The 25,486-nt window shown below is 69.5% G+C and carries 23 protein-coding genes; 14 read left to right on the top strand and 9 right to left on the bottom strand.

Features of this window, described 5'->3' with window-relative positions:
- Nucleotides 1-9: 9 nt before the first annotated feature.
- Nucleotides 10-1,350 (bottom strand): 3-phosphoshikimate 1-carboxyvinyltransferase, encoded by a 1,341-nt coding sequence (gene aroA / locus C0012_RS02740; RefSeq protein ID WP_110588310.1) that lies wholly within the window; start codon nucleotides 1,348-1,350, stop codon nucleotides 10-12.
- Nucleotides 1,351-1,461: 111 nt separating this feature from the next.
- On the opposite strand from aroA, the gene C0012_RS02735 reads away from it, so the two are divergent.
- The 4 genes from C0012_RS02735 (at nucleotide 1,462) to C0012_RS02720 (ending at nucleotide 4,262) form a co-directional block, all read left to right on the top strand.
- The gene (locus C0012_RS02735; RefSeq protein ID WP_198411045.1) at nucleotides 1,462-2,067 is read left to right on the top strand and encodes a sigma-70 family RNA polymerase sigma factor; all 606 of its coding nucleotides are present in this window, start codon (nucleotides 1,462-1,464) and stop codon (nucleotides 2,065-2,067) included.
- The gene (locus tag C0012_RS02730; protein ID WP_110588312.1) at nucleotides 2,064-2,318 is read left to right on the top strand and encodes a zf-HC2 domain-containing protein; all 255 of its coding nucleotides are present in this window, start codon (nucleotides 2,064-2,066) and stop codon (nucleotides 2,316-2,318) included. The genes C0012_RS02735 and C0012_RS02730 overlap by 4 nt, the downstream gene beginning before the upstream one ends.
- A 94-nt stretch (nucleotides 2,319-2,412) precedes the next feature.
- Entirely contained in the window at nucleotides 2,413-3,708 is a 1,296-nt protein-coding gene (locus tag C0012_RS02725) for a GNAT family N-acetyltransferase (protein ID WP_110588313.1), read from the top strand.
- A 5-nt stretch (nucleotides 3,709-3,713) separates the two neighbouring features.
- Complete coding sequence (locus tag C0012_RS02720) at nucleotides 3,714-4,262, top strand: MOSC domain-containing protein (RefSeq protein WP_110588314.1); 549 nt, start codon at nucleotides 3,714-3,716, stop codon at nucleotides 4,260-4,262.
- Between the two features lie 89 nt (nucleotides 4,263-4,351).
- Here C0012_RS02720 and C0012_RS02715 read toward each other — a convergent pair whose 3' ends face one another.
- Together C0012_RS02715 and C0012_RS02710 are read right to left on the bottom strand one after the other, a co-directional pair.
- A complete protein-coding gene (locus C0012_RS02715) occupies nucleotides 4,352-5,410 on the bottom strand; it encodes a hemolysin family protein (protein WP_110588315.1) in 1,059 nt (352 codons plus the stop codon).
- Entirely contained in the window at nucleotides 5,407-6,744 is a 1,338-nt protein-coding gene (locus C0012_RS02710; RefSeq protein ID WP_110588316.1) for a hemolysin family protein, read from the bottom strand. Before C0012_RS02710 ends, C0012_RS02715 begins: the two co-directional genes overlap by 4 nt.
- Nucleotides 6,745-6,976: 232 nt before the next feature.
- Here C0012_RS02710 and C0012_RS02705 point away from each other — a divergent pair, with 232 nt between their 5' ends.
- Nucleotides 6,977-10,624, top strand: a complete 3,648-nt coding sequence (locus C0012_RS02705; protein ID WP_232527797.1) for a multifunctional oxoglutarate decarboxylase/oxoglutarate dehydrogenase thiamine pyrophosphate-binding subunit/dihydrolipoyllysine-residue succinyltransferase subunit — start codon at nucleotides 6,977-6,979, stop codon at nucleotides 10,622-10,624.
- 54 nt (nucleotides 10,625-10,678) lie between these two features.
- On the opposite strand, the gene C0012_RS02700 is transcribed toward C0012_RS02705, so the two are convergent.
- Entirely contained in the window at nucleotides 10,679-11,770 is a 1,092-nt protein-coding gene (locus tag C0012_RS02700) for an NADH:flavin oxidoreductase/NADH oxidase (protein ID WP_110588317.1), read from the bottom strand.
- 51 nt (nucleotides 11,771-11,821) lie between these two features.
- On the opposite strand from C0012_RS02700, the gene C0012_RS02695 reads away from it, so the two are divergent.
- The 4 genes from C0012_RS02695 (at nucleotide 11,822) to C0012_RS02680 (ending at nucleotide 15,550) form a co-directional block, all read left to right on the top strand.
- Nucleotides 11,822-12,712 carry an ADP-dependent NAD(P)H-hydrate dehydratase gene (locus C0012_RS02695; RefSeq protein WP_110588318.1) on the top strand — a complete coding sequence of 297 codons (891 nt, stop codon included), beginning with the start codon at nucleotides 11,822-11,824 and terminating at the stop codon, nucleotides 12,710-12,712.
- On the top strand, nucleotides 12,709-13,926 hold the full coding sequence (locus C0012_RS02690; RefSeq protein ID WP_232527749.1) for a glycosyltransferase 87 family protein: 1,218 nt from the start codon (nucleotides 12,709-12,711) through the stop codon (nucleotides 13,924-13,926). Before C0012_RS02695 ends, C0012_RS02690 begins: the two co-directional genes overlap by 4 nt.
- A complete protein-coding gene (locus C0012_RS02685) occupies nucleotides 13,926-14,231 on the top strand; it encodes a thiamine-binding protein (protein ID WP_110588319.1) in 306 nt (101 codons plus the stop codon). The genes C0012_RS02690 and C0012_RS02685 overlap by 1 nt, the downstream gene beginning before the upstream one ends.
- 98 nt (nucleotides 14,232-14,329) lie before the next feature.
- Nucleotides 14,330-15,550, top strand: coding sequence for an MFS transporter (locus tag C0012_RS02680; protein ID WP_232527748.1), 1,221 nt, complete (start codon nucleotides 14,330-14,332; stop codon nucleotides 15,548-15,550).
- Between the two features lie 17 nt (nucleotides 15,551-15,567).
- On the opposite strand, the gene metX is transcribed toward C0012_RS02680, so the two are convergent.
- Together metX and C0012_RS02670 are read right to left on the bottom strand one after the other, a co-directional pair.
- A complete protein-coding gene (metX, locus tag C0012_RS02675; protein ID WP_110588321.1) occupies nucleotides 15,568-16,773 on the bottom strand; it encodes a homoserine O-acetyltransferase MetX in 1,206 nt (401 codons plus the stop codon).
- A gap of 111 nt (nucleotides 16,774-16,884) precedes the next feature.
- Nucleotides 16,885-18,186: a bifunctional o-acetylhomoserine/o-acetylserine sulfhydrylase gene (locus C0012_RS02670; protein WP_110588322.1), complete on the bottom strand. Its 1,302-nt coding sequence runs from the start codon at nucleotides 18,184-18,186 to the stop codon at nucleotides 16,885-16,887.
- A gap of 121 nt (nucleotides 18,187-18,307) precedes the next feature.
- On the opposite strand from C0012_RS02670, the gene C0012_RS02665 reads away from it, so the two are divergent.
- Genes C0012_RS02665 through C0012_RS02650 form a run of 4 tightly spaced genes read left to right on the top strand, consistent with a single transcriptional unit; the run spans nucleotide 18,308 to nucleotide 20,908 of the window.
- Nucleotides 18,308-19,078 carry an SDR family NAD(P)-dependent oxidoreductase gene (locus C0012_RS02665; RefSeq protein ID WP_110588323.1) on the top strand — a complete coding sequence of 257 codons (771 nt, stop codon included), beginning with the start codon at nucleotides 18,308-18,310 and terminating at the stop codon, nucleotides 19,076-19,078.
- A 24-nt stretch (nucleotides 19,079-19,102) separates the two neighbouring features.
- Entirely contained in the window at nucleotides 19,103-19,612 is a 510-nt protein-coding gene (locus C0012_RS02660; protein WP_110588324.1) for a phosphoribosyltransferase, read from the top strand.
- Complete coding sequence (locus C0012_RS02655; RefSeq protein WP_110588325.1) at nucleotides 19,612-20,295, top strand: uracil-DNA glycosylase; 684 nt, start codon at nucleotides 19,612-19,614, stop codon at nucleotides 20,293-20,295. The genes C0012_RS02660 and C0012_RS02655 overlap by 1 nt, the downstream gene beginning before the upstream one ends.
- A 4-nt stretch (nucleotides 20,296-20,299) precedes the next feature.
- Nucleotides 20,300-20,908: a GNAT family N-acetyltransferase gene (locus C0012_RS02650; RefSeq protein WP_110588326.1), complete on the top strand. Its 609-nt coding sequence runs from the start codon at nucleotides 20,300-20,302 to the stop codon at nucleotides 20,906-20,908.
- Between the two features lie 49 nt (nucleotides 20,909-20,957).
- On the opposite strand, the gene C0012_RS02645 is transcribed toward C0012_RS02650, so the two are convergent.
- The 3 genes from C0012_RS02645 to C0012_RS02635 all read right to left on the bottom strand — a co-directional run bounded on the left by C0012_RS02645 (nucleotide 20,958) and on the right by C0012_RS02635 (nucleotide 24,600).
- The gene (locus C0012_RS02645) at nucleotides 20,958-22,754 is read right to left on the bottom strand and encodes a DUF4073 domain-containing protein (RefSeq protein ID WP_232527747.1); all 1,797 of its coding nucleotides are present in this window, start codon (nucleotides 22,752-22,754) and stop codon (nucleotides 20,958-20,960) included.
- Between the two features lie 92 nt (nucleotides 22,755-22,846).
- Complete coding sequence (locus C0012_RS02640) at nucleotides 22,847-23,512, bottom strand: phosphonatase-like hydrolase (protein ID WP_110588327.1); 666 nt, start codon at nucleotides 23,510-23,512, stop codon at nucleotides 22,847-22,849.
- Entirely contained in the window at nucleotides 23,509-24,600 is a 1,092-nt protein-coding gene (locus C0012_RS02635) for a TIGR03364 family FAD-dependent oxidoreductase (protein WP_110588328.1), read from the bottom strand. Before C0012_RS02635 ends, C0012_RS02640 begins: the two co-directional genes overlap by 4 nt.
- A 102-nt stretch (nucleotides 24,601-24,702) precedes the next feature.
- On the opposite strand from C0012_RS02635, the gene C0012_RS02630 reads away from it, so the two are divergent.
- Nucleotides 24,703-25,407: a GntR family transcriptional regulator gene (locus C0012_RS02630; RefSeq protein WP_110588329.1), complete on the top strand. Its 705-nt coding sequence runs from the start codon at nucleotides 24,703-24,705 to the stop codon at nucleotides 25,405-25,407.
- The last annotated feature ends 79 nt before the right edge of the window (nucleotides 25,408-25,486 follow it).

Raw genomic sequence — 25,486 nt, 5'->3', positions numbered from 1 at the left:
TCCGCATTCTCACGCGTCGAGCATGTGCTGCCAGAGCCAGGCGAACTGGGGCATCGTCTTGCCGGTCGTGCCGATGTCATCGATGACGACATCGGGTACGCGCAGGCCGACGAGCGCTCCCGTCGTGGCGATGCGGTGGTCGTGGAATGCCTTCCATGTGCCGCCGTGCATCCGGGCCGACGGGATCACGCGGATCCCGTCGGGCAGTTCCTCGGCGCCGCAGCCGAGCGCGCGAAGGTTCTCGACGAGAGCGGCGATGCGGTCGGTCTCGTGTTGGCGAATGTGCCCGATGCCCGTGAACGATGACGGCGAGTCGGCGAACGCCGCCAGCCCGACGAGCGTCGGAGTGAGCTCGCTCACGGCTGACAGGTCGAGGTCGACACCGTGGATCGTCTTTCCCGCCGTCACGGTCACGGCGCCGCCCCGACGCGTCACACGGCCGCCGAGCAGCGACAGGATCTCGGTGAGGTGGCCGCCCGGCTGCGTCGAGTGCGCGGGCCACGACGGGATCGTCACGGAGCCGCCCGCCACCATGGCGGCCGCGAGGAAGGGGGCCGCGTTCGACAGATCGGGCTCGATCGCGATCGTCTTCCCGCGCGGCAGCGTCGCCGGCACGATCCACTCGTTCGGGGACGGGCGCTCGACGTGGACGCCGCGATGCGAGAGGGCCTCGAGCGTCATCTCGATGTGCGGCATGCTCGGCAGGCGCTCGCCGACGTGCTTGAGGTGCAGCCCCACATCGAAGCGGGGGGCCGCGAGCAGGAGGCCCGAGACGAACTGGCTCGATCCGGACGCGTCGATCTCGAGCTCTCCGCCGCGGATGTGGCCGTGGCCGTGGACCGTGAACGGCAGGCTCCACGAACCGCCGTCGTCGATGTCGACGCCCAGATCGCGGAGTGCCTTGATCATCGTGCCCATCGGGCGGTGCAGCGCGTTCTCATCGGCCGTCATCCGCACATCGCCATCGGCGAGTCCGAGAAGCGGGGCGACGAAACGCATGACCGTGCCGGCCTGGCCGCTGTCGACCTCGCAGCCACCGCGCAGATCCCGCGACGGCGTGATCTCGACGTCATCGCCGAACGGACTCTCGCCGGATACGCGCTCGATCTTCACACCGAGCGCGCGCAGCGCGTCGCCCATGCGATGCGAATCGGCGGAATGCAACGGCGCCTCGATGCGGCCCGGCCCGTCGGCCAACGCCGCGAGGATGAGCTCTCGGTTGGTCAGCGACTTGCTGCCGGGCACCGTGACGGTCGCGCTCAGCGGATCCGTCGCCGTCGGCGCGTCGAACGGACCCCGGGGCGCATCGGTCGGGGCTGCGGACGTGGGGGAATACCCTCGCGTGGTCATCGCGTTCCACCCTAGTGAAGGATCGAGACGAGGTGACGGATGATTTCCACGGCGTGTGTTGCGGAAGCCCCGCGCGTGCACGATGCGCGCACCCGCGTAGGCTGGCCGGTGATGGACGAAGCCGACGAGACCTCCCCGCCCGCTGACCCTCGGACACAGTTCGAGGAGCAGGCGCTGCCGTACATGGACCAGCTGTACGGCGCGGCGATGCGCATGGCGCGCAATCCGCAGGATGCGTCGGACCTCGTGCAGGACACATTCGTCAAGGCGTACTCGTCGTGGCACACGTTCACGCAGGGCACGAACCTGAAGGCGTGGCTGTACCGGATCCTGACGAACACGTACATCAACGGGTATCGCAAGCGGCAGCGCGAGCCCTACCAGGGCGCGATCGACGACCTGGAGGACTGGCAGCTCGGCGGGGCGGAGTCGACGACCGCGTCGAGCCACCGCTCAGCCGAAGCCGAGGCGATCGATCACATGCCGGCATCGGCCGTGAAAGACGCGCTGCAGGACCTGCCCGAGGATTTCCGGATGGCGGTGTACCTCGCCGACGTCGAGGGATTCGCCTACCAGGAGATCGCCGACATCATGAAGACCCCGATCGGCACCGTCATGAGCCGTCTGCACCGCGGCCGGCGGCTGCTGCGCGAGCGCTTGCGGGGATACGCGGCAGAACGAGGAATCGCCGCGGCGAGAACAGGAGTGGAAAAGTGAGCGACTGCGGCTGTGAGAAGACGCGCGCCGACCTCGAGGCATTCGTGCGTGGCGAGATCGGCTGCTGCCAGACGGCGCATACCGAGATCCGGGAGCACATCGCGAACTGCCCCGGGTGCCAGGACGAGGCGACCGTCGCCCGTACCCTGACGGTCGCGGTGCACCGCGCCTGCAGCGAAGAGGCAGCCCCCGCTGATCTGCGCACCCAGGTCATCGCGAAGCTACGGGACGTGCAGGCGGAGCCTCACTGAATCTTCCCGCCAAAAGGGCGAGAAGATTCCGTCGCCTGATGGCGGATCCGGCTTCGCCGTCCGCGGGATCTTCCGGATTCCGTAGGCTGGTCGAGTGAGCCACATCGATGCCCGGACTGTTCCTGTTGACGAGACCTCCCGCGCCCGCCTCGCCGAAGGCGGCCTCGACTACCGCATCGTCTCGGGCGACGCGCTCGACGACTTCCTGCGTTCGTCGGCGCGCGGATTCCTCGGCGAGGAGCCGACGGACGCCGAGATCGCCGCCGAGCGTGAGCTCTTCGAGCAGACGCGCCGCGCCATCGCCGTCTACGACCCCACAGCCGCGCAGCCCTACCCCGTCGCGACCGAGGCATCCTGGGTCATGTCGCTCGCGATTCCCGGCGGCCGGATGCCGATGTGGGCGATCAGCGATGTGACGGTGTCGGCGACTCACCGCCGTCGCGGCATTGCCCGGGCGATGCTCGAGGGCGAGCTGCGGGCGGCGAGGGACGCGGGCCTCGCGATCGCGGGTCTGACCGTGAGCGAGGCGACGATCTACGGCAGGTACGGCTTCGCGCCTGCCGCTCCCGCCAGCGAGATCACGGTCGACACGCGCCGCGCGGGATGGGGCGCCACGGACCCCGCGGTCCGCGTGCTGTTCGTCGAGCGCGAGCAGGTCGCCGCCGATCTCGAGGAGTTGCACGAACGCACATTCGCAGAGCGGCCCGGCGATGTCAGGGCATGGACGAACCGCTGGCGCCAGCGGGCCGGCCTTGTCGAAGGCGTCGACAAGCCCCGTCAGATCCGCGGCGTTCGCGCCATCGACGAGTCCGGAGCCCTCGTCGGTGCGATGGCCTTCCGTGTCAATGACGGCGAGAGCTTCTCCTCCCACGTGCTCGAGATCAGCCATCTCGTCGCCGCAACCCCCGACGCGCACGCGGCACTCTGGCGCTTCGCGATCACCTACGACCTCGTCAGCACGGTCCGAGCCGATCTGCAGGCGACCGATGATCCCCTGCCGTGGCTGGTCGCCGACCCCCGCGGCGTCACGCTGCGGCCGCACGATCACGGCTGGCTGAGAATCCTCGACGTGCCCGCCGCACTGCGTGCGCGCTCGCTTTCGGGGGCCTTCGGCGTGCGGTTGCGCGTGACGGATCCGATCGGCCTCGCGGACGGCGCCTGGACCGTCGCGCAGATGGGCGCCGATGGTGTCCGTGTCGAGCCGCTCGCGGACGGCGAGCGCGCCGAAGTGACCCTCGATATCGGAGCCCTCTCGGCCGCCTACCTCGGATCCGTGCGCCTCGAGACTCTCCAGGCCGCAGGCCGGGTGGCGGGTGATCCGGAGAAGATCGCCGCGCTCTCGGACGCCCTCCGCGTCCGTACGGCGCCGCGGCTCTCGATCTGGTACTGACACCCATGGCCACCCTCCTCGCGGTCTGCGCGGTGCACCGGCTTCACGCGGATCCCGGATCCGTCGGCACGACCGCGATCGACAAGCGCCCCGTGCCGGGGCGCATGCGCGTCGGCCCGCTTGGTGTCTACGGCGATGTGCAGGCCGACCGGAAGCACCACGGCGGCGAAGACAAAGCGGTCTACGTATACGCGCAGGAGGACGCCGACTGGTGGGCGGCCGAGCTGGGTCGCGAGATCCCGCACGGCACGCTCTTCGGCGAGAACCTCCGCACGAAGGGCATCGACGTCTCGGGCGCGCGCGTGGGGGAGCGGTGGCGCATCGGCGACGTTGAGATCGAGGCGACGATGCCGCGCAGCCCGTGCATGACGTTCGCGCGCCGCATGGGGCTGGAGAACGAGGGCTGGGTCAGGCGCTTCGCCGAGGCGCGACGACTCGGCACCTACTTCCGCGTGGTCCGGAAGGGCACGCTCGCTGCGGGCGACGCGATCGAACGCGTGCACGTCCCGGACGACGCACCGACGGCGCGCGAGATCTTCCGCGCCGCCGGCTGACCCGCCGCCGCACTCGCTCGCGGGTGCGAGACGGTCGATTCGACGCGTGCGAACGGCCCCTTCGCACCCGCGACCCGGTCGGGCCCGCGTCAGCGCCGGCGGGACCGTTCCGTCGCGTCGTGGACTTCGCCGACGAGCTCCTCGATGATGTCCTCGAGGAACAGGACGGAGACCGTGCGTCCGTCATCGGCCCGCACACGCGCGAGGTGGCGGCCCTGCTGACGCATCAGGGCGAGCGCGTCCTCGAGTTCGGTCGCATGGCCGACGGGCACCATGTGATGAATCCGTTTCGACGGGATCGGCTCGCTCGCGTGCCGATCGCCGCTGTCGCCGGAGTTCCAGAGCACGTCCTTGAGGTGCACGTAGCCGATCGGCTCACTGGCCTCATCGACGATGACGTAGCGCGAGTAGCCGTGCGTGGCGACGGCACGCTCGAGGTCGGCGGGTGTCGCCGTCTCGGGGAGCGTGACGAGCTTCTCAAGCGGCACCGCGACATCGCCCGCGACCTTGTCGGTGAACTCGAGCGCCGCCGCCACCGTTCCGGAAGCATCATCGAGCACGCCTTCGCGCTGGGACTGGCTGACGATCGTGGCCACCTCGTCGAGCGTGAAGGTCGACGATGCCTCGTTCTTCGGCTCGACGCCGAACAGGCGCAGGGCCGCGTTCGCGACGCCGTTGAGCAGCCAGATGACCGGCGCGAAGACCTTCGACACCCACACGAGCGGCGGCGCGAGCAGCAGCACGGCCCGGTCGGGGATGCTGAAAGCGAGGTTCTTCGCGACCATTTCGCCGAAGACGACGTGCAGATATGACACGAAGATCAGGGCGATGAGGAACGCGACTGTATCGATCGCGGCCTCCGCCATTCCCGTGAGCTGGAGGGGCGCCAGCAGCAGATGGTGCAGCGCCGGCTCCGAGACGTTGAGGATCAGCAGCGAGCAGATCGTGATGCCGAGCTGGCTCGTCGCGAGCATCGCCGTCGCGTGCTCCATCGCATACAGGGCTGTCTTGGCGGCGCGCGAGCCCTTCTCGGCGCGCGGTTCGATCTGCGAGCGCTTGGCCGAGATGACGGCGAACTCGGCGCCGACGAAGAAGGCGTTGCCGAGCAGAAGCACGACGAGCCACGCGAGTCCTGCCCAGTCGCTCATCGGGCACCTCCATCGGTGTCGGCGGTCTCGGCGATCTCCGCGGGGAGCGGATCCGCGACGAATCGCACCCGGTCGACGCGGTGGCCGTCCATGCGGACGACCTCCAAGGATCCGTCGTCGAGGCGCACCGTGTCGCCCACAGAGGGGACGCGTTCGAGAACGCTCATGATGTATCCGCCGACCGTGTCGTAGTCGTCGGATTCGGGCACGTCGATGGCGGCGCGATCGCGCACCTCGTCGGGGCGGAGTCTTCCGGGGAAGGTGACGGAGTCGCGGTGCCGTACGACGTCGACGCGGCGGCGATCGTGCTCATCGGACACCTCTCCAACGATCTCCTCGACGAGATCCTCGAGCGTGACGACGCCCGCGGTCCCGCCGTACTCATCGACGACGACGGCCATCTGATAGCCGCGGCTGCGCAGCTCAGACAGCATCTGGTCGAGGTGCACCGTCTCCGGTACTCGCAACGGCTCGGTTCGCAGGGCCCCGACGGGCACCTCGCGTCGCTTCTCGCGCGGCACGCTAACCGCGGCCTTGAGATGCACGACACCGACGATGTCGTCGAGGTCGTCGTCGTACACGGGGAAGCGGCTGTGGCCGGTCTGACGGGCGAGGCGGAGGACCTCGTCGGCCGGTTCGCCGACCGCAATCGCGTGCATGCGCGGACGCGGTGTCATCACGTCGCCGGCCGTCAGGCGGGCGAAGGTGAGCGAGCGGTCCAGCAGCGTCGCGGTGTCCTCCTCGAGGACGCCAGCCAGGGCGCTGCGGCGCACGAGGCTCGACAGCTCCTCGGCCGTGCGCGCGCCCGAGAGCTCCTCCTTCGGCTCGACGCCCATCGCCCGAAGGATGGCGTTCGCGCTGCCGTTGAGCCCGGCGATCGCCGGGCGGAAGATCGTCGTGAACGCGATCTGAGCGGGCGCGACGAGGCGCGCGGTCGCCAGGGGGAGCGACAGCGCGAAGTTCTTCGGGATGAGCTCGCCAAGGATCATCGACAGGATCGTCGCGATCGTCATGCCGAGGACCGTCGAGATCGCCGCTGCACCCGCGTCAGGGATCCCCCACGACGAGAGCACGGGGTCGAGGAGCCGCGACATCGCGGGCTCCATCGTGTACCCAGTGAGGAGCGTCGTGAGAGTGATGCCGAGCTGCGCGGACGACAGATGAGTCGAGGTGTGGCGCAACGCGTTGATCGTGAGCGACAGGCGCGGTTCACCGCGGGCCTGCCGGGCCTCGAGGTCTGCGCGGTCGAGATTGACGAGTGCGAACTCGCTGGCGACGAATATGCCAGTGCCGACGATGAGGATGAGCCCCACGCCCAGCATGATCCAGTCCATCACGACCGCGTCACACCGTCCTCTCGGGCGGGGCGCGCGTGACGACGCGGATCCGGGGGCGTGGGTCTGCTACTTGGAGGGTCGTCCATGATCCCTCGATCATAGAGCACTGGAACGTCGCGTCGCCGGGAGAAACCTGCCTCGCGCTGGGATACGCTGGAGCGTGGAGTGCGCGGATCGTTCCGCCGCACGCGACGAGCATCATTCTTCGATGAAAGTGGGCGATCTGACCGTGTCGAGTCAGGTGACGGGTGTCGGTACGTCGAGCGAAGGAGAGTTCGGGGCCAATCAATGGCTCGTCGACGAGCTCTACCAGCAGTACAAGGTCGATAAGAACGCCGTCGACAAGGAATGGTGGCCTGTGATGGAGCAGTACGCCGCTCGGAACGGCGGGGCTGCAGCCGAGACTCCGGCCAAGCCCGCCGTCACGAAGCCTGCTCCGAGCGCCCCGCCGGTCGCGAAGACGACGGCCAAGCCCGCGGCGGCTGCGCCGATCCCGGCCGAGCCTGAGGCGAAGAGGGACGAGGCGCCCGAACAGGAGCCGGCCGAAGACAAGGTCACCGCCCTCAAGGGCATGCCCAAGACTCTCGCCAAGAACATGGACCAGTCGATCTCGGTCCCGACGGCGACATCGGTGCGAACGATCCCGGCGAAGCTGATGATCGACAACCGCATCGTCATCAACAACCACATGTCGCGCACGCGCGGCGGCAAGGTCTCCTTCACGCACATCATCGGCTGGGCGCTGATCCAGGCGCTCAAGGCGTTCCCGAGCCAGAACGTCTACTACGCCGAGATCGACGGCAAGCCGAGCGTCGTGGCGCCCGCGCACATCAACCTCGGCATCGCGATCGACCTGCCGAAGCCCGACGGCACGCGCGCCCTCATGGTCCCGAGCATCAAGAACGCCGAATCGCTGACGTTCCGCGAGTACCTGCAGTCGTATGAGGACCTCGTCGGCCGCGCCCGCGCGAACAAGCTCACGGCGGCCGACTTCGCTGACACGACCGTCTCGCTGACGAACCCCGGCGGCATCGGCACCGTGCACTCCGTGCCGCGCCTCATGAAGGGGCAGGGGTGCATCATCGGCGCCGGTGCGCTCGACTACCCGGCCGAGTTCGCCGGCGCGAGCCCGAAGACGCTCAACGAGATGGCGATCGGCAAGACGATCACCCTCACGAGCACCTACGATCACCGCGTCATCCAGGGTGCCGGATCGGGCGAGTTCCTCAAGATCGTCCACGAACTGCTCATCGGCAAGAACACCTTCTACGAGGACATCTTCGCCGCTCTGCGCATCCCGTACGCGCCGATCCACTGGAATTCCGACGTGTCGGTCGACCTCGCCGAGCGAGTCGACAAGACGGCGCGCGTGCAGGAGCTCATCAACGCCTACCGCGTGCGCGGCCACCTCATGGCCGACATCGATCCCCTCGCCTACACGCAGCGCGAGCATCACGATCTCGAGATCGAGTCGCACGGACTGACGTTCTGGGACCTTGAGCGCGAGTTCGTCACGGGGGGCTTCGGTGGCAAGCGCCAGGCGAAGCTGCGCGACATTCTCGGCGTTCTGCGCGACACGTACTGCCGCACGATCGGCATCGAGTACATGCACATCCCGGACCACGAGCAGCGCGAGTGGTTCCAGCAGCGACTCGAGCGTCCCTACGAGAAGCCCGATCACGACGAGCAGCTGCGCATCCTCGGCAAGCTCAACCAAGCCGAGGCGTTCGAGACGTTCCTGCAGACGAAGTACGTCGGCCAGAAGCGCTTCTCGCTCGAGGGCGGCGAATCGCTCATCCCGATGCTCGACCGCATCATCGACGGCGCGGCGGGCGAGGGCATGCAGGGCGCCGCGATCGGCATGGCGCACCGCGGTCGCCTCAACGTGCTGACGAACATCGCGGGCAAGACCTACGGCGACGTGTTCAGCGAGTTCGAGGGGGCGCTGCCGGGCAACAAGCGCGGATCCGGTGATGTGAAGTACCACATCGGCACCGAGGGCACGTTCCGGGGCACCGACGGCAACGAGATCGACGTTTATCTCGCCGCCAATCCGTCGCATCTCGAGACGGTCGACAGCGTGCTCGAGGGCATCGTGCGCGCGAAGCAGGATCGCTACGAGAAGGGCACCTTCCCGTGGCTGCCGATCCTCGTGCACGGTGACGCGGCCTTCGCTGGCCAGGGCGTCGTCGTCGAGACCCTCCAGATGTCGCAGCTGCGCGCCTACCGCACGGGCGGCACGGTGCACATCGTCGTCAACAACCAGGTCGGCTTCACGACCCTCCCGCAGGACGCGCGTTCGTCGCGGTACGCGACCGATGTCGCCAAGACGATCGCGGCGCCGATCCTGCACGTGAACGGCGACGATCCCGAGTCAGTCGTCCGGGCCGCCGAGCTCGCGTTCGACTTCCGGCAGAAGTTCCATCGCGACGTCGTCATCGATCTCGTCTGCTACCGCCGGCGTGGGCACAACGAGGGCGACGATCCGTCGATGACGCAGCCGCTGATGTACGGCCTCATCGAGGCGAAGCGATCGGTGCGACGCCTGTACACCGAGTCTCTCGTCGGTCGCGGTGACATCACCGAAGAGGAGTACGAGGCGGCCAAGGCCGACTTCCAGAACCGTCTCGAAGTGGCGTTCGCTGAGACGCATGCGGCCGAGACCGGCTCGATCCCCGTCGTGAGCCCCGAGCAGATGAAGCCCGAGATCGAGGGTGAGCCCGATGCCACGGGCGTCGGCGTCGATGTCGTGGCTCAGATCGGCGACGCGCACGCCAACAAGCCGAGCGGTTTCACGGTGCACAGCAAGCTGCAGCAGCTGCTCGACAAGCGCCTGCAGATGAGCCGCGAAGGCAAGGTCGACTGGGCTTTCGGCGAGTTGCTCGCATTCGGATCTCTGCTGCTCGAGGGAACGCCGGTGCGCCTCGTCGGTCAGGACTCGCGTCGCGGCACGTTCGTGCAGCGCCACGCTGTGTTCCACGACCGCGCCAACGGCCAGGAGTGGCTGCCGCTGTCGAACCTCTCCGAAAGCCAGGCACGCTTCAGCGTGTACGACTCGCTGCTCAGCGAGTACGCGGCGCTCGGCTTCGAATACGGATACTCCGTCGAGAAGAAGAACGCCCTCGTGCTCTGGGAGGCGCAGTTCGGCGACTTCGTCAACGGCGCGCAGTCGATCATCGACGAGTTCATCTCCGCGGCCGATCAGAAGTGGGGCCAGGAGTCGGCTGTCGTCATGCTGCTGCCGCACGGCTACGAGGGCCAGGGCCCCGACCACTCCTCGGCGCGCATCGAACGCTTCCTGCAGCTGTGCGCCCAGGACAACATGACGGTCGCGCGCCCCTCGACGCCCGCGTCGTACTTCCATCTGCTGCGCCGCCACGCCTACTCGCGGCCGCGTCGCCCGCTCGTCGTGTTCACGCCGAAGGCGATGCTGCGCCTGCGGGGCGCGACAAGCGAGGTTGCCGACTTCGCCGAGGGCGTGTTCGAGCCCGTGCTCGATGACGACCGCGGTCTCGACAAGACACAGGTGACTCGCGTGCTGCTGCACTCCGGAAAGATCCACTGGGATCTCGCCTCGGAGCTGCAGAAGAGCCCCGACGAGAAGACGGCCCTCGTGCGTCTCGAGCAGTTCTACCCGGCGCCGGCCGAGCAGCTGAAGCGCGTGCTCGTGCAGTACCCGAACGCGGAGATCGTGTGGGTGCAGGACGAGCCCGAGAACCAGGGTGCCTGGCCGTTCATTCAGCAGTGGCTCGGCAGCGCGATCGACCGCGACCTCACGGTCGTCTCGCGGCCGGCGGCGGCGGCGCCGTCGACGGGATCCTCGAAGGTCCACGCGATCGAGCACACCGAGCTGATGAAGCGCGCGCTCGGACGCTGACCCTCTGACGACGACGCGGCCGGACCGATTGGTCCGGCCGCGTCGTCGTGTGTCTCAGGAGCGGGCGAGCGCGGGGGCGCGGTAGCCGCGGATGTACTGCGGCGGCCAGATCGACTCCGGATCCTCGCCGAGCTCGCCTGCGGCACGGAGAGCGAAGTGCGGGTCGCGCAGCCACTCGCGGCCGGCGAAGACGACGTCCGACTGTCCGGCGGCGAGGATCTCCTCGGCCTGCGCTCCGCTCGTGATGATGCCGACGGATCCCGTCAGCGCGCCGGTCGCCTCGCGCACGCGGGCCGCGAACGGCACCTGGTAGCCGGGGCCGACCTCGATCTTCTGGTGGGCGACGAGCCCGCTGGACGAGATGTCGAAGAGATCGGCGCCGGCGTCGCGCGCCCACGCGGCGACCTGCGCGACGTCGTCGACCTCGAGGCCGCCGGGCGCGGAGTCCGTGGCCGAGAACCGCACGAAGACGGGGATGTCCTCGCCGACTTCGGCGCGCACGGCGCGGACGACGTCGAGAGTGAACCGCGCGCGGTTCGCGAGGGATCCGCCGTACTCGTCGGCTCGCCGATTCGTCAGCGGCGAGAGGAACTCGTGCAGCAGGTAGCCGTGCGCGGCGTGGACCTCGATCACCTCGAAGCCGGCGTCGACCGAGCGGCGCGCGGCGGCGCGGAAGGCGTCCACGACCTCGGCGATGCGCGGGGCGGTCATCTCCTCGGGCTCGGCGAAGCCCTCATAGGCGAGAGCGGACGGTGCCTCGGTCGTCCAGCCGCCCTCCTCGGCGGGGACGGATCCCTGTGCGTCGGCGAAGGGCGAGTGCGTCGATGCCTTGCGTCCGGCGTGGGCGAGCTGGATTCCGGCGACGGATCCGCGGTCGCGGATCGCGCGGACGATCCCGCGCCACGCATCGGCGTGGGCGTCGCTCCAGATTCCGGCGTCCTCGGGGGAGATGCGCCCCTCGGGGACGACCGCGGTGGCCTCCGCGACGACGAGCCCGGCGCCGCCCGTCGCGAACTGCGCCAGGTGCACGTGGTGCCAGTCGTTCACGAAGCCGTCCGTCGCGCTGTACATGCACATGGGCGACACCCAGAGTCGGTTGCGGAACGTGACCTCGCGGATGGCGAGAGGCGAGAAGAGCTGGCTCATGGTGACCTTTCCTCAGGACGACGGGCCGGGCGCACGGGATAGTCTTGCCGCATGCCCGGCGGACACGGATGGCACGACGACGAGTGGACTGCCCACGACGCCTCCTCCGTACTTCGCGTCCCAACGCGTGACGATCACAAGTATTCCCGCGGTTCCGTCGTGTTGCTGACGGGCAGCGCACGTTATCCGGGCGCAGCCGTGCTGTCCGCGGAGGGCGCGTGGCGTGCAGGCGCCGGGATGGTGCGGTGGATCGGCGATCCGGAGGTGGGTCGTCTCGTGCTGCAGCGGCGCCCCGAGACCGTTGTCGGCGGGGGCCGCATCGACGCGGGCGTCGTCGGAAGCGGCATCGACGGACGCACGCGCGGCGAGGACGTGACCGACATGATTCTGTCGATGCTCGCCTCGCCCGCCCCGCTCGTGATCGATGCCGGGGCTCTCGACCTTGCGGCGCGAGCGCACGGCCCGTTCATCGTCACGCCGCACGCGGGTGAGCTGCGGGAGGTGCGGATCCCCCTCGGTCTGGGCGTCGATGATATCGATGTGGATCCGCTTCAGGAGCGGCTGGCCGGCGGATTCCGGGAGCGTGTGCTGGTCGTGCGCGAGACGGCCGTCGCCCTGGGCGGCGTCGTGCTGTTGAAGGGAGCCGACACGATTGTCGCGACGCCGGGCGGCTGGTGGACCGTCGTGCGCGCCGGAACCCCGTGGCTTGCGGCGGGTGGCACGGGCGATGTGCTCGCCGGCGCGATGGGTGCCCTGCTCGCGGCTGCCGTCGCGTCGCGTCCGGCAGACGAGATCGACGTCGAAGAACTGGGTCCCGTCGCCGCGACGGCCGCCTGGCTGCACGGCACGGCGGGCCGGATCGCGTCCGGCCCCGGGCACCCCCTCACGGCGCTCGATGTCGCGACCGCCCTCCCGCAGGCCTTCGCGGAGGCCGCCGCGTGACGACGGTGCGTGCGGATCGACGGACGATCGTGCCCGTCGTCGCGGTGTGGGCCGCCTTTCTCCTCGCCCACGCCGCGTCGACGGCGCTCGGCTGGCTGTGGCCCAATCAGCCGATGGGTGACACCTACCTCGTCTACGAGCCGTGGAGCGAGCTCGCCCTGAGCGGCCAGGGCATCATGGGCGTCACCGAGGCGTGGGTGTATCCGCCTCTTGCGCTCGCCCCGATGGTCCTCGCGCAGACCCTCGTCTGGTTCTCGTCCTATTCGCTCGGGTGGGCCGTTCTCGTCACGATGCTCGACATCGTCGCCTTCGCACTGCTCGTCCGGAGGGGGACATCGCGTGGGCGGCTCGTCGCGGGGTGGTTCTGGGCCTCATTCGTGCTCCTGCTCGGTCCGATCGCCCTGTTCCGGCTCGACGCCGTCACGGTGCCGCTCGCGGTGGTCGGACTGCTGCTCGCGGGCGCACACCCGCGCGTCGCGGGGGCGCTCCTCGGCGCCGCGACGTGGATCAAGGTGTGGCCCGCGGCGCTCGTCGCGGCGCTCGTCGTGGCGCTCCGCAGCCGCGGGCACGTCGTCGTGGGCGGAGCCGTCGTCTCGGCCGTCATCGTCGGCGTCGTCGCCCTCGCCGGCGGGGCGGAGCACCTGCTCGGCTTTGTGACGACGCAGGGCGAGCGCGGATTGCAGATCGAGGCCGTCGCCGCGACGCCGTTCCTCTTCGGCCTGGGCGGGGCGGAGATCTACTACGACCAGCAGATGCTCACGTTCCAGGTGACGGGCGCGGGCGTCGAGCAGACGGCCGCGGTTCTCGGTCCTCTCATGGCGGCGAGCGTCATCGCCATCTGCGCGCTCGGCGTCTGGCGGGTGCACCGCGGATCCCCGCGGGCGCGGATCCTCCCGCCGCTCTCTCTCGCGCTCGTCGTCGCGCTGATCGTGTGCAACAAGGTCGGATCCCCGCAGTTCCAGACGTGGCTCATCGCGCCGCTGGTCGCGTGGTTCGTGTGGGATCGCGCCCGCGCCTCGGGACCGGCGCTGCTCGCGCTCGCGACCGCGCTCGTCACGCATCTCGTGTATCCGGTGCTCTATGACCTGATCCTCGTGACCGATACCGTGGCGATCACGGTCCTCGCGCTGCGCAACGCGCTCGTCGTGATGCTCGGGATCTGGGCCGTCGTGCGTCTCGCGCGCACGCCCACCACGCTGTCAGGAGGAATCTGATGCTCGTCGCCTTCTCCGTCGCCCCGTCCGGAACGGGGCGCGAGGACGGATCCGTGCACGATGCCGTCGCCGCCGCCGTGAAGGTCGTGCGCGAGTCGGGTCTGCCGAACCGTACCTCGTCGATGTTCACCGAGATCGAAGGCCCCGACTGGGACACCGTCATGGACGTCGTGAAGCGGGCGACCGAGGCCGTCGAGCCGTACGGATCCCGCATCTCGCTCGTGCTGAAGGCCGATATCCGCCCGGGATACGAAGGCGAGATCGACGGCAAGCTCGACCGCCTGGAACAGGCGATCGGGGAGTAGGGCCCGCTCGCCGGTGCCGGATGGTCATTCTGACGTGCCGAAACGACCGCCGCGCACCTCTGAACGATCGCGGATCCGCGAGCCCGTAGACTCTCGGGGTGACTTCCTCGACTTCTGAGTCGAGGGGTGCGGCGAAGATGGCGCTCCTCTCCATGGCCATCGGCGCATTCGGCATCGGCATGACCGAGTTCGTCTCGATGGGGCTGCTGCCCGCCATCGCGGGCGATCTGCTGCCCGCAGTGCACGAGGCGAGCCCCGAAGACGCGGTCGCGCGCGCCGGGATCCTCATCAGCGTCTACGCGCTGGGCGTCGTCGTCGGCGCTCCGACGATCGCGGCGATCGTCTCGCGTTTCCCTCGGAACCGCGTCATGATCGCACTCGTCGCGGCGCTGCTCGTCGGTGGGATCCTCACGGTCGCCGCGCCCACGTTCGAGTTCGTCGTTCTCGCGCGCTTCCTCGCGGGGTTGCCGCACGGCGCCTTCTTCGGCATGGCGGCGATCGTCGCGGGCGAGCTGCTGGGCCCGAGCCGGCGCGGCTGGGGCGTCGCGATGGTCATGACGGGGCTCACGGTCGCGAATCTCGTCGGCGTGCCGGGCGGCACCTTCCTCGGGCAGCACCTCGGCTGGCGCGCGGCCTACGTCGTCGTCGCCCTCGTGTTCACGCTCGCGCTCGTCATGTGCGCCGTGTTCATCCCCGCGCGGCCCGGGGATCCGAGCCGATCGTTCGCGCGCGAGCTCGGGGTGTTCCGGATCCCGCAGGTCTGGACGACGATCGCGATCGGCGCGATCGGTTTCGGGGCGTTCTTCGCCGTCTACAGCTACGTCTCGACACTCGTGACGGAGGCCGCCGGCGCCCCGGAGTGGGCCGTGCCCGTCGCCCTCGTCGCGCTCGGCCTCGGCATGGTCGTCGGCAACATCCTCGGCGGTCGGCTGGCCGACATCAGCGTGCCTCGGACGCTCGTGGCCGGCCTGGGCGCGATGGCCGCGGCCTCTCTTGTCGTCGGTGTCATGTCCAGCTGGTCGCTCGCTCTCATGCCCTCGCTGTTCGTCTTCGGCGTCGCCGGGCAGGCCGTCACGCCCGCGATCCAGCTGCGCCTGCTCGACGTCGCCGGCGACCACCAGGCGATAGGCGCCGCCCTCAACCACTCGGCGCTCAACATCGGCAACAGCGTTGGCGCCGCGCTGGGCGGCGTCGTGATCGCGGCGGGACTCGGGTACGTCGCCCCCGCGTGGCTCGCCGCGGTCCTCGCGACGGCGGGGCTCGTCATCGCGGGCATCGCTTTCGCGGCCGAACGGCGCCGCGTGGCGCTCGCCGCATAGCGCGCGATCCCGTCCCGCTATTCCGACAGCAGTGTGCGCAGGTGGTAGCCGAGCACGTCGGCCTCGATGAGGAAGCCATCGTGGCCGAAGTCGCTCGTGATGACGATGGCCTCGTCGCCGTGGATCGTCGAGCCGATGCCCTTCGCGATCCGGTGCTGGCCCTCGACGGGGAACAGCCGGTCGGTGTCGATGCCCACCACGAGGCTGCGGGCGGTCACGCGGCGAAGCGCGTCCTCGATGCCGCCGCGGTCGCGCCCCACATCGTGTGAGTCCATCGCCTCGACGAGCCGAATGTAGGTGTTCGCGTCGAAGCGCCGGGTGAACTTGTTGCCGTGGAAGTCGAGGTAAGACTCGACGGCGAAGCGCCCGCCGTGACCGAGCGGGCTCACATCCGACTGCCACGAGCGCTGGAAGCGCTTGTTGAGCTCGATGATGCCGCGGTAGTTGAGCATCGCCATGCGACGCGCGAGCGCGAGCCCGCGGTGCGGTCCCTCACCGGGGCCGGCCTCGTAGTATTCGCCGCCCGCGAAGCCCGGATCGATCTCGATCGCCTCGATCTGCGTCGAGTTGAGCGCGATCTGGTCGGCGGTGTTCGCCGGGGGCGCGGCGATGACGGCGAGCCGCGAGACGCGGCCCGGATGCGTGACGCCCCATTCGAGCGCGTGCATGCCCCCCATGGATCCGCCGATCACGGCGTGCCAGCGGTCGATGCCAAGGTGGTCGGCGAGCAGGCGCTGTGCGTCGACCTGGTCGCGCACCGTGAGGTACGGGAAGCGCGACGCCCACTGGTCGCCGTCGGGGTGGATGCTCGCGGGCCCCGTGGATCCCTGACAGCCGCCCAGCATGTTCGGCGCGACAACGAACAGCTCGTCGGTGTCGACGGGGCACCCCGGGCCGACGATGCCCTCCCACCAACCCGCGGTCGGGTGGCCCGGACCCGCCTCGCCGCGCACGTGGCTGTCGCCCGTGAAGGCGTGCAGCACGAGCACCGCGTTCGACCCGTCGGCGTTCAGCTCGCCCCACGTCTCGTACGCGAGGCGCATGTGGGGGAGGGTGGCGCCGCGCTCGGTCGTGAAGGGGCCCAGCCAGGCGAACAGGCGGTGTCCGGCGGGGTCGCCGTCCTGCCACGCGCCGGACGCCGGCGGCCGCCCCGCCATCGAGCGCGCGTCGGCCTCCGTCACAGGGGCCGACGGCACCGTGTCCTCGGAGATCTGCCAGTCCATAGACTCCCTATTCTGCCCGCTTACGCACCAACCCTTCATTTCTGGCACATCCCGCACGGTCTGCCGTGCAGGGATGTGCCAGAAATGAAGGGTTGGCGGGAGGGGCGAGCCTCAGCCGAGTGCGGCGGCGAAGGCCTGGTCGAGATCCGCCGTGAGGTCGTCGACGTTCTCGAGCCCAACCGACAGGCGCACGAGACCGGGCGTGACGCCCGCCGCGAGCTGCTCTTCGGGGGTGAGCTGCGAGTGGGTCGTCGAAGCGGGGTGGATCACGAGCGAGCGCACATCGCCGATGTTCGCCAGGTGGCTGAACAGCTCGAGCGAGTTCACGAAGGTCCGGCCCGCGTCGACGCCGCCCTTGAGCTCGAACGACAGCACGGCGCCGACGCCCTTCGGCGCGTACTGGGTCGCCCGCTCGTGCCACGGCGACGACGGGAGGCCCGAGTAGTTGACAGACGCCACATCGGAGTGCTGCTCGAGCCACTCGGCGATCGCCTGCGCGTTCTGGACGTGGCGCTCGATGCGAAGCGACAGCGTCTCGATGCCCTGGATGAGCTGCCACGCGTTGTTCGGGGCGACGGCAGATCCGAGGTCGCGCAGCAGCTGCACACGCGCCTTCGTGATGAACGCGACGGCGTCGCCCAGGACGCCCGTGTAGCTGACGCCGTGATACGAGGGATCGGGCTCGGTCAGACCGGGGAAGCGATCGGCGTGCTCGGACCACGGGAAGGAGCCGCCGTCGACGATGACGCCTGCCACGACGGTGCCGTGGCCGGAGAGGAACTTCGTCGCCGAGTGCACGACGATGTCGGCGCCGTGCTCGAACGGGCGGATGAGGTACGGCGTCGCGATCGTGTTGTCGGCGATCAGCGGCAGGCCGTTCTCGTGCGCGATGTCGGCGATGGTCCGAATGTCGAGGACGTTCGCCTGCGGGTTGCCGACGGTCTCGGCGAAGAACAGCTTCGTGTTCGGGCGGATCGCGCGGCGCCACTCGTCGGGGTCGTCCTGGTTCTCGACGAACGTCGTCTCGATGCCGAGCTTCGCGAGCGTGTACTTGAAGAGGTTGAACGTGCCGCCGTAGATCGAGCTCGACGAGACGATGTGATCGCCCGCCTCGGCGATGTTGAGCACGGCGAAGGTCTCGGCCGCCTGCCCGCTCGCGACGAGCAGCGCACCGGTGCCGCCCTCGAGCGCCGCGATGCGCTGCTCGGCGACGTCCTGCGTCGGGTTCATGATGCGGGTGTAGATGTTGCCGGGCTCGGCGAGCGAGAAGAGGTTCGCCGCGTGCTCGGCGTCTCGGAACACGTAGGCCGTGGTCTGGTAGAGCGGCGTCGCCCGCGCACCCGTCGTCGGGTCGGGCTGCGCGCCCGCGTGGATCTGCTGGGTCTCGAAGCGCCAATCGGACGTCTCGGTCATGATTCCCCCTGATGGGTCGTGGGCAGCGCGTCGGCTGGGAATAACTCGACAGTACGATGCCCGGACCGGCGCGCCAAGCATCGGGAAACCCTGCGTCACATCGGCGCAGTACTCTGGACGCATGACGAGACGCGCTGTGGTCACGGGGGCGAGTTCGGGCATCGGGCGGGCCAGCGTCGTCGCGCTGCGCGAGCGCGGCTGGGAAGTCGTCGGCGTTGCGCGGCGGGCCGATCGGCTCGAGGAGCTCGCGTTCGAGACCGGATGCGAGGTCTTCGCGGCGGATCTCACGGTTGCGGCCGACGTCGACGCGCTCGCCGCCTTCACGGGATCCGCGCCTCTCCACGCTCTCGTGCACGTCGCGGGTGGCGCGCGGGGAGTGGACCGGGTCGAAGACGGCGACAGCGACGACTGGCTGCGCATGTACGAGATGAACGCCCTGTCGGCGCAGCGGCTCGTGAAGGCGCTCCTGCCACAGCTGCGGCGCACCTCCCGCGCCGAGAGCACGCACGTCGACACCCTCTTCCTCACCTCGACGGCTGCGCAGACCGCCTATCCGGGCGGTGCCGGCTACAACGCCGCGAAGGCGGCGGAGTCGATGGTGCCGCAGGCTCTGCGCCACGAACTTGTCGGCGAGCCCATCCGCGTCATCGAGATCGCGCCCGGCATGGTGCGCACCGAGGAGTTCTCCCTCGTGCGCCTCGGCGACGCCGCCGCGGCCGATGCCGTCTACGAAGGGGTCGATGCTCCGCTCACGGCGGACGACGTCGCCGACGTCATCGTATACAGCCTCAGCGCACCCGGACATGTGAACCTGGATCTCGTGACGATGCGACCTGTCGCCCAGGCGGCGCAGCATCTCGTGCACCGCGGCCCGCTCGCGCCGCGCAGCTGATCCCCCTCCCACAGAAGGACCCCGATGTCAGACGAACACATCGAGCGCGAGACGCTCACCTGGGACGGCTTCGGCCGTGCGACCCGCGACCTCGCGCGAGAGATCGTCGCGGCCGGATTCGAGCCCGAGGTCGTCGTCGCGATCGCCCGCGGCGGGCTGCTGCCGGCCGGCGCGATCGCCTACGGGCTCGGCGCGAAGAACTGCGGCGCGATCAACATGGAGTTCTACACGGGGATCGGCACCGTGCTCGACGCCCCCGAGGTGCTGCCGCCCGAGCTCGACATGAACTACCTCGACGGGCGGCGGGTGCTGCTCGTCGACGATGTCGCCGACTCGGGTCGCACACTGAAGATGGCGGTCGAGATGCTGAGCGAGAAGGGCGCCGACGTGCGATCTGTCACGATCTACACGAAGCCCTCCACCATCATCCAGCCCGACTTCGCCTGGAAGGACACGGGGCTCTGGATCGACTTCCCGTGGTCGGCGGCCGGCTCCGTCGTCGAGGAAGACGCCGGCCTCGCCCCCAGCGCGTGATGCCGGGCCGTTCCCTTCCTGAGCTCGCAGAGGCGGGCCTCATCGACGCCGGGTGGGCGCGCGCGCTCGCGCCCGTCTCCGACGACATCGCGCGGCTCGGCGAACGCCTGCGCGCCGAGGGTCTTCCCTATCTGCCGGAGGGGCCGCGGGTTCTGCGCGCCTTCGAGCGTCCGCTCGACGAGGTGAAGGTCCTCATCGTCGGACAGGATCCGTACCCCACGCCGGGCCATCCGATCGGGCTGTCGTTCGCCACGAGCCGCGATGTGCGCCCGTTGCCGCGCAGCCTGGGCAACATCTACCGGGAGCTGCAGGCCGATCTCGGAATCGATCCGGCGCCGCACGGCGATCTGTCGAGCTGGGCGGATCAGGGCGTCATGCTCCTCAACCGCGTGCTCACCGTGTCGCCGGGCCAGCCGGCCTCGCATCATGGCTGGGGGTGGGAGGGCGTCACGGAGCACGCCATCCGGGCTCTCGTCGCGCGCGGAGGCCCGCTCGTCGCGATCCTTTGGGGCGCGCAGGCGCGCAGCCTCGTGCCCCTGCTCGGCGACACCCCGCGCATCGAGTCGCCGCACCCGTCGCCGCTCTCGGCGAGCCGGGGCTTCTTCGGATCCCGCCCGTTCTCGCGCGCGAACGATCTGCTCGCGCAGCAGGGAGCGGATCCCGTCGACTGGCAGGTGGTGTGAGCGCATGCTTCCCGAGGAATACCAGAAGCGCCGCCGCCTTCCGCGGCACCTGCGCAGGCGCCCCGCGCCTGAGCAGCCGTTCGCGTACGAGATCCGCGCCGCCGAGGAGCGCGACATCCCCGACATCCGGGAGATCTACAACTACTACGTGACCAACTCGGTCGTGACTTTCGACGAGAAGCGCTGGACGCACCGGCAGTGGGTCGAGAAGTTCGAGCATCTCCGCAAGCTCGGACTGCCGTTCCTCGTCGCCGAGTCGCCGTCGGGGCAGGTTCTCGGCTATGCGCTCGTCTCGCCCTGGTCGGGCAAGTCGTCGTATCGCTACACGGCCGAGAACTCGATCTATCTCGGCCCCGGCGCGACGGGCAAGGGACTCGGCGACGCGCTGCTCGGCGCCCTCGTCGAGGCGAGCGAGGAGTTCGGTCTGCGGCAGATCGTCGCGGTCATCAGCGACAAGGGCGCCGAAGGATCCGTCGCCCTGCATCGCAAGCACGGCTTCGAAGAGGTCGGGCGCATGGGCCGCGTCGGGTTCAAGTTCGGTCGGTGGCTCGGCGTCATCCACATGCAGAAGCAGCTGAAGCGCCGGCGCAAGGGCCTGTTCGGGCGGCGCTGAGACGGAAACGCCCGTCGCATGCCTGCGACGGGCGCTTCCGCTCCTGGCCTCAGTCGATGCGGACGGGATCCGACTCCGCAGCGACGCCAGCGCCCGTGACCTCGACCGTGATGTCGGCGCCCTTGTACGCGCCCGTGAGGTGGAAGCGCGGGCCGGTCGCGCCATCGATCGCGCGGCCGTCGGCGAGCCATCGGTAGGAGAACGTGGTGCCCTCCGGCCATGCGCCCTCGTCGACGGCGAGCCAGGCCCCCGGCTTGATGCCGAGGCGGTGCTCCGAGACGATCTCGGGCGTGCCGGCGATGACCTCGTCGGTCTCGCTCTCGACGAGCGGGTTCGGGATCGTCACCTGCCGCAGCTGCTCATCGCTCGCGAAGTCGTGCGCCGTGACGACGAGGCGATCGCCGTAAGCGTCGACCGTGAGTCCCTGATTGATGTCGCGCGTGACGACCTCGGTGATGTTCGAGGTGCTTTCGCCGCGGGCGTCCCACTCGACGTGCATTGCGAGCGTGTTGACGGCCCAGAAGCCGTCGGGGTGGCCGCCTGCCGTGCGACGCTGGACGGCCCAGTCGCCGAGCTCAGCCGGGTAGTGGGTGTGGCCCGACATCACGACCGCGTTCGGGTAGTTGCCGAGGATGCTCGTGAGCCGGTCGTTCATCTGGTGGTGGTTTGCGTAGTGGGGGATCCACGAGGCCGACACCGTGTCACCGAGCGGAAAGTGCGTGAGAACGAGAACCTGCGATCCCTGCTCCGTCCAGTGCGCGAGGCGCTCCTCCAGGAATCGCACCTGCTCCTCCGACATCGCCACGTCGGAGGGCCCGGCGAATTCCTGCCCGAGCGCGATCACGGGCAGATCCCCGGCGGGGCCTTCGACGACGTACTCGTCCCAGACGCTGTCTCGCTCGGCGAACGCGAGGAAGCGGTCGCGATTCGCGTCGAAGCCGCCGGGCGCGTAGCGCTCGTGATTGCCGATCGTCGCGATCGTCTGACGCGGGCGGATCTCTTCCGTCGCGTCCATGACGTCGAAGATCTCGTCCCACTCGGCCGCAGCGCCCGAGTTGACGACGTCTCCGACGATCGCCATCGCGTCGGCATCGGGCGCGATCTCGCTGTAGTCGCCGAGAGCGTGCTGCCAGTCGTGCGGGTGGCCCTGGATGTCGCTCATCACCCAGGCCTGCGTCGGCTCGCCCTCGGCGTCCGCGAGAACCTCGTGCACGGCGACCGAGTCGATGGCCCAGTAGCGCGACGATGCGTCGCCCGCGAGGTTCCACGTGAACACGGCCTCGGAGGCGCCCTCGGGCACGTCGACCGTGACGTCCTGCGCGCCGTTCATCTGCCGCGCGTCGTAGCCGTCGGTCACGCTCTCGCTGTCGAGGCGCAGGATCTCCGTCGTGTCGCCGTCGTCGAAGCGGACCGACACGGTCCCGGCCTGCTCCGCGGATCCGCGGTAATGACTGTCGAAGCTCAGGCGCACGGATCCGAGGCCCGCCACGTCGACGGGCGCGCTTTCGAGCGTCGCGTCGAAGGATCCGCCGAACTGCTGCGGGTCGGCGACGGCGATCGTGTCGTCCGCGCGGCCGAAGCGGGTGCGCATCTCGTCGACGTCGGCGGTCCACTCCTCCCGAGTGAGGAACTGCCAGCCGGAAGCCGACCAGCCCTCGGCGCCGTCCGCCGAGAACGCCTCGCGCGTGACGACCTCATCGGTGTTGCGCGTCGTGGTGACGGGGGAGATCTCGACCGGCGCCCCCGGGTCGCCGGGCTGCGGGGTGGACGCGACGGCGGGGAGCGCAGGGACGGCGAGCGTCGCGATGAGGAGAGCGCTGAGGGCGCAGGTGCGCGTGATCTTCATGGGTGTCTTCCTGTTGGGGGACGGGGACGTCCCGACTCCATCGGATCCACCTGTCGTGCGGGTGACGCCGCAGTGAACGCCGCGCGAGCTGTCTAGAGAAGCCCCGGCAGATCCGACACCCGGTCGAGGACGTGCGTCGCGCCGGCTGCCGTGAACTCCTCGTCCCCGTGCGTCCCCGTGCGCACGCCCGCGACGATCGAGGCGCCGGCGCGCAGCCCCGCCAGGATGTCCGACGCGGTGTCGCCCGCGACGGCGACCTCGCGCACATCGTCGATGCCGAGGCGCAGTACGGCGTGGAGATTCATATTCGGGAAAGGGCGGCCCCGACCAGCGTCGGCGGGCGAGAACGCGGCATCGGGAAGGCCCGTCCAACCGAGCGCGTCGAGCAGGGCGTCGCGGGTCTCGGGGGAGAAGCCCGTCGTGAGCGCGACGCGGATCCCCTGTTCCTGCAGTGCGCGGATCGTCTCCTCTGCGCCGGGCAGGGGACGGGCGGCGCCGCCGCGGATCAGATCGAGGTACGCGGCCTCGAACGCGCGATTCGCGACCTGCGCCCGCTCATCGGATCCGGTGATAGTGCGGAACACGTCGATCTTCGACTGCCCCATCGTGTCGATCGTGTGCTGCGTCGCCCGTTCGCGTTCGGGGGTGCCGTCGGCGATCTCGACCGCGTCCATCGCGCGCGCAAACGCATCCATGACCGCGCCGTCGTCCTGCACGGTCGTTCCCGCCATATCGAGGCATACCAGAGAGATGTTCATGTTCCTTCGTTTCCGTAGATCCCGTCGATGACCGATTCGCCGAAGCCCAGCCCCGTCGTCATGCCGATTCCGGTCGTGACGGCCGATGCCCAGACGCCGTCGGCGACCCGTTCGTGCAGGAAGTCCTCGGGCCCCTTCGCATAGACGCCCTGCCAACGCTGTCGCACATCGATGTGCGAGAGTCCGAAAAGGCGTCGCGCCTCGCGCAGGAGGAGGGAGAAGACCTGCTCGTCCTGGAAGGGCATAGCCGCCAGTTCCGTGCGGTGGCTGTCGCCGAGGATCAAGCCCGTGCCGGGGGCCTCGGCGTACATCTGATTGATGTCGAAGTCGATCATGTCGGGGCGGTCCCGCTGGAACCGGGCGAGGAGGTCCGCGTGCGTCGGCGTCTGCCGGAAGGCGGAGTAGCGCAGCATGGAGGAACCCGTGAGGACGGGGAACTCGAGGCCGATTCCCGTCGCGAGAACCATGTCGAGAGCGCACCTCTCGATGGAGTGGCGTTCAGCGAGCTCCGGGAAGACGTGGTCGACGTCGTGATTGACGCAGAACACGATATTCTCGGCGCGGATCGCCCCTCGGGACGTGTGCAGGACGCCCGTCTCGGCCCCGAGGGCGTTCGTGCGCCACCGGAACGCGACGCCCTCGTTCGCGAGCCACACGGCAAACGCGTTCGCGGCATCGCGTGGATCCACCTGCATATCGTCCTTGAGGAGGGCACCGCCGACCGCGCCGGAGACAGGAGCGAGATCGGTCACCTCCCGTTCATCCAGCAGGCGACCCTCCCCGACCTCGCGCAGCATCTGCATCTCGTCCTCGGCTGTCGCGACCATCAGCGTTCCCCGGCGCGCGAGCCAGAAGCCGGCGCGGGGCGCGTACGCGAGGAAGAGCTCGCGGGACCTCTCAGCGAGCTCGCGGGCCCGACCGGCCTGCATCGTCGTGCCGATGTGCCCGAAGTTGCGCACCGTGGACCCGCTGATCCGGTCGGCGCGATCGACGACGATGGTGCGGAGTCCCCGGGCGTGTGCCGCGGCGGCGTGGGCGAGACCGACGATGCCGGACCCCACGACAGCGACGTCGTAAATTTCCTTCACTCGATCACCGTATGCGGGCCGTGATGGCCACCCCCGGCCACTTCACCTCGCCGTCACCGAGCGTCCGATATCTGTTCATGATGCGTTTCTATCGTCCGAGATGTGGACCCTGTGCAGGAGATCGCCACCCATCTCCAGGAGGAGATCGCCGGACTGGCGCCGGGCGACCGCCTGCCGAGCGAACACGAGCTCATGCGAAGATTCGGCGCGACGCGCACGAGCGTCCGGCGCGCGATCGAGCGGCTCGAGGCCCGATTCCTCCTGCGTCGATCGCAGGGCGCCGGAACCTTCGTGAACCGCCGCATCGACTACCTCGTCTCCCAAGATGGGGCACCTTCTCTGCATCGCGCGGTCGAGCGCGCGGGCGCGACACCGCGCACCTTCCTCATCGACACTTCAGAGCGAGAGGCTCCCGAGGACATCCGCGACCTCCTCGGCCTTTCCGCGGGTGAACCGTGCACGCGCCTCGTTCGGCTTGCCTACATCGACGATCAGATCGCGACGTGCGCGGAGGAATGGATCGCGCCGGGCGTGCTCGAGAACGTCGCCGTCAGCCTGCGGGCCATCGAATCGCTCTCCGAGGTGCTGCGGGGCTCGGGGAGAGACCCCGTGCGTGCATGGTCGCGGGCCGCGACTGACTTCGCGCCAGCCGAGATGTCAGCGCGGCTCGAGCTGGACGAGACGACCCCGAGTTGGTGCCTCGAGACGTTCACGCGCGACAGCGAGAACGGGGCGGCGCTCATGTTCAGTCGATCCTGGCTGCGGCAGGACCGGGTGCGCGTCGTGATCCGATTCGGCGGCGGGTGACCGCGGGCGAGCTGAACTTGTCGCGCAAGTCGCACACCTGTTCACCTCGAGGATCCCGTCTGTTGGCCCGTGGGTGGGG

It is taken from the genome of Microbacterium suaedae, assembly GCF_003254645.1.
GTDB lineage: Bacteria > Actinomycetota > Actinomycetes > Actinomycetales > Microbacteriaceae > Microbacterium > Microbacterium suaedae.
Note: the sequence above shows the minus strand (reverse complement) of the source record. Positions and strands in the feature narration are given on the sequence as shown.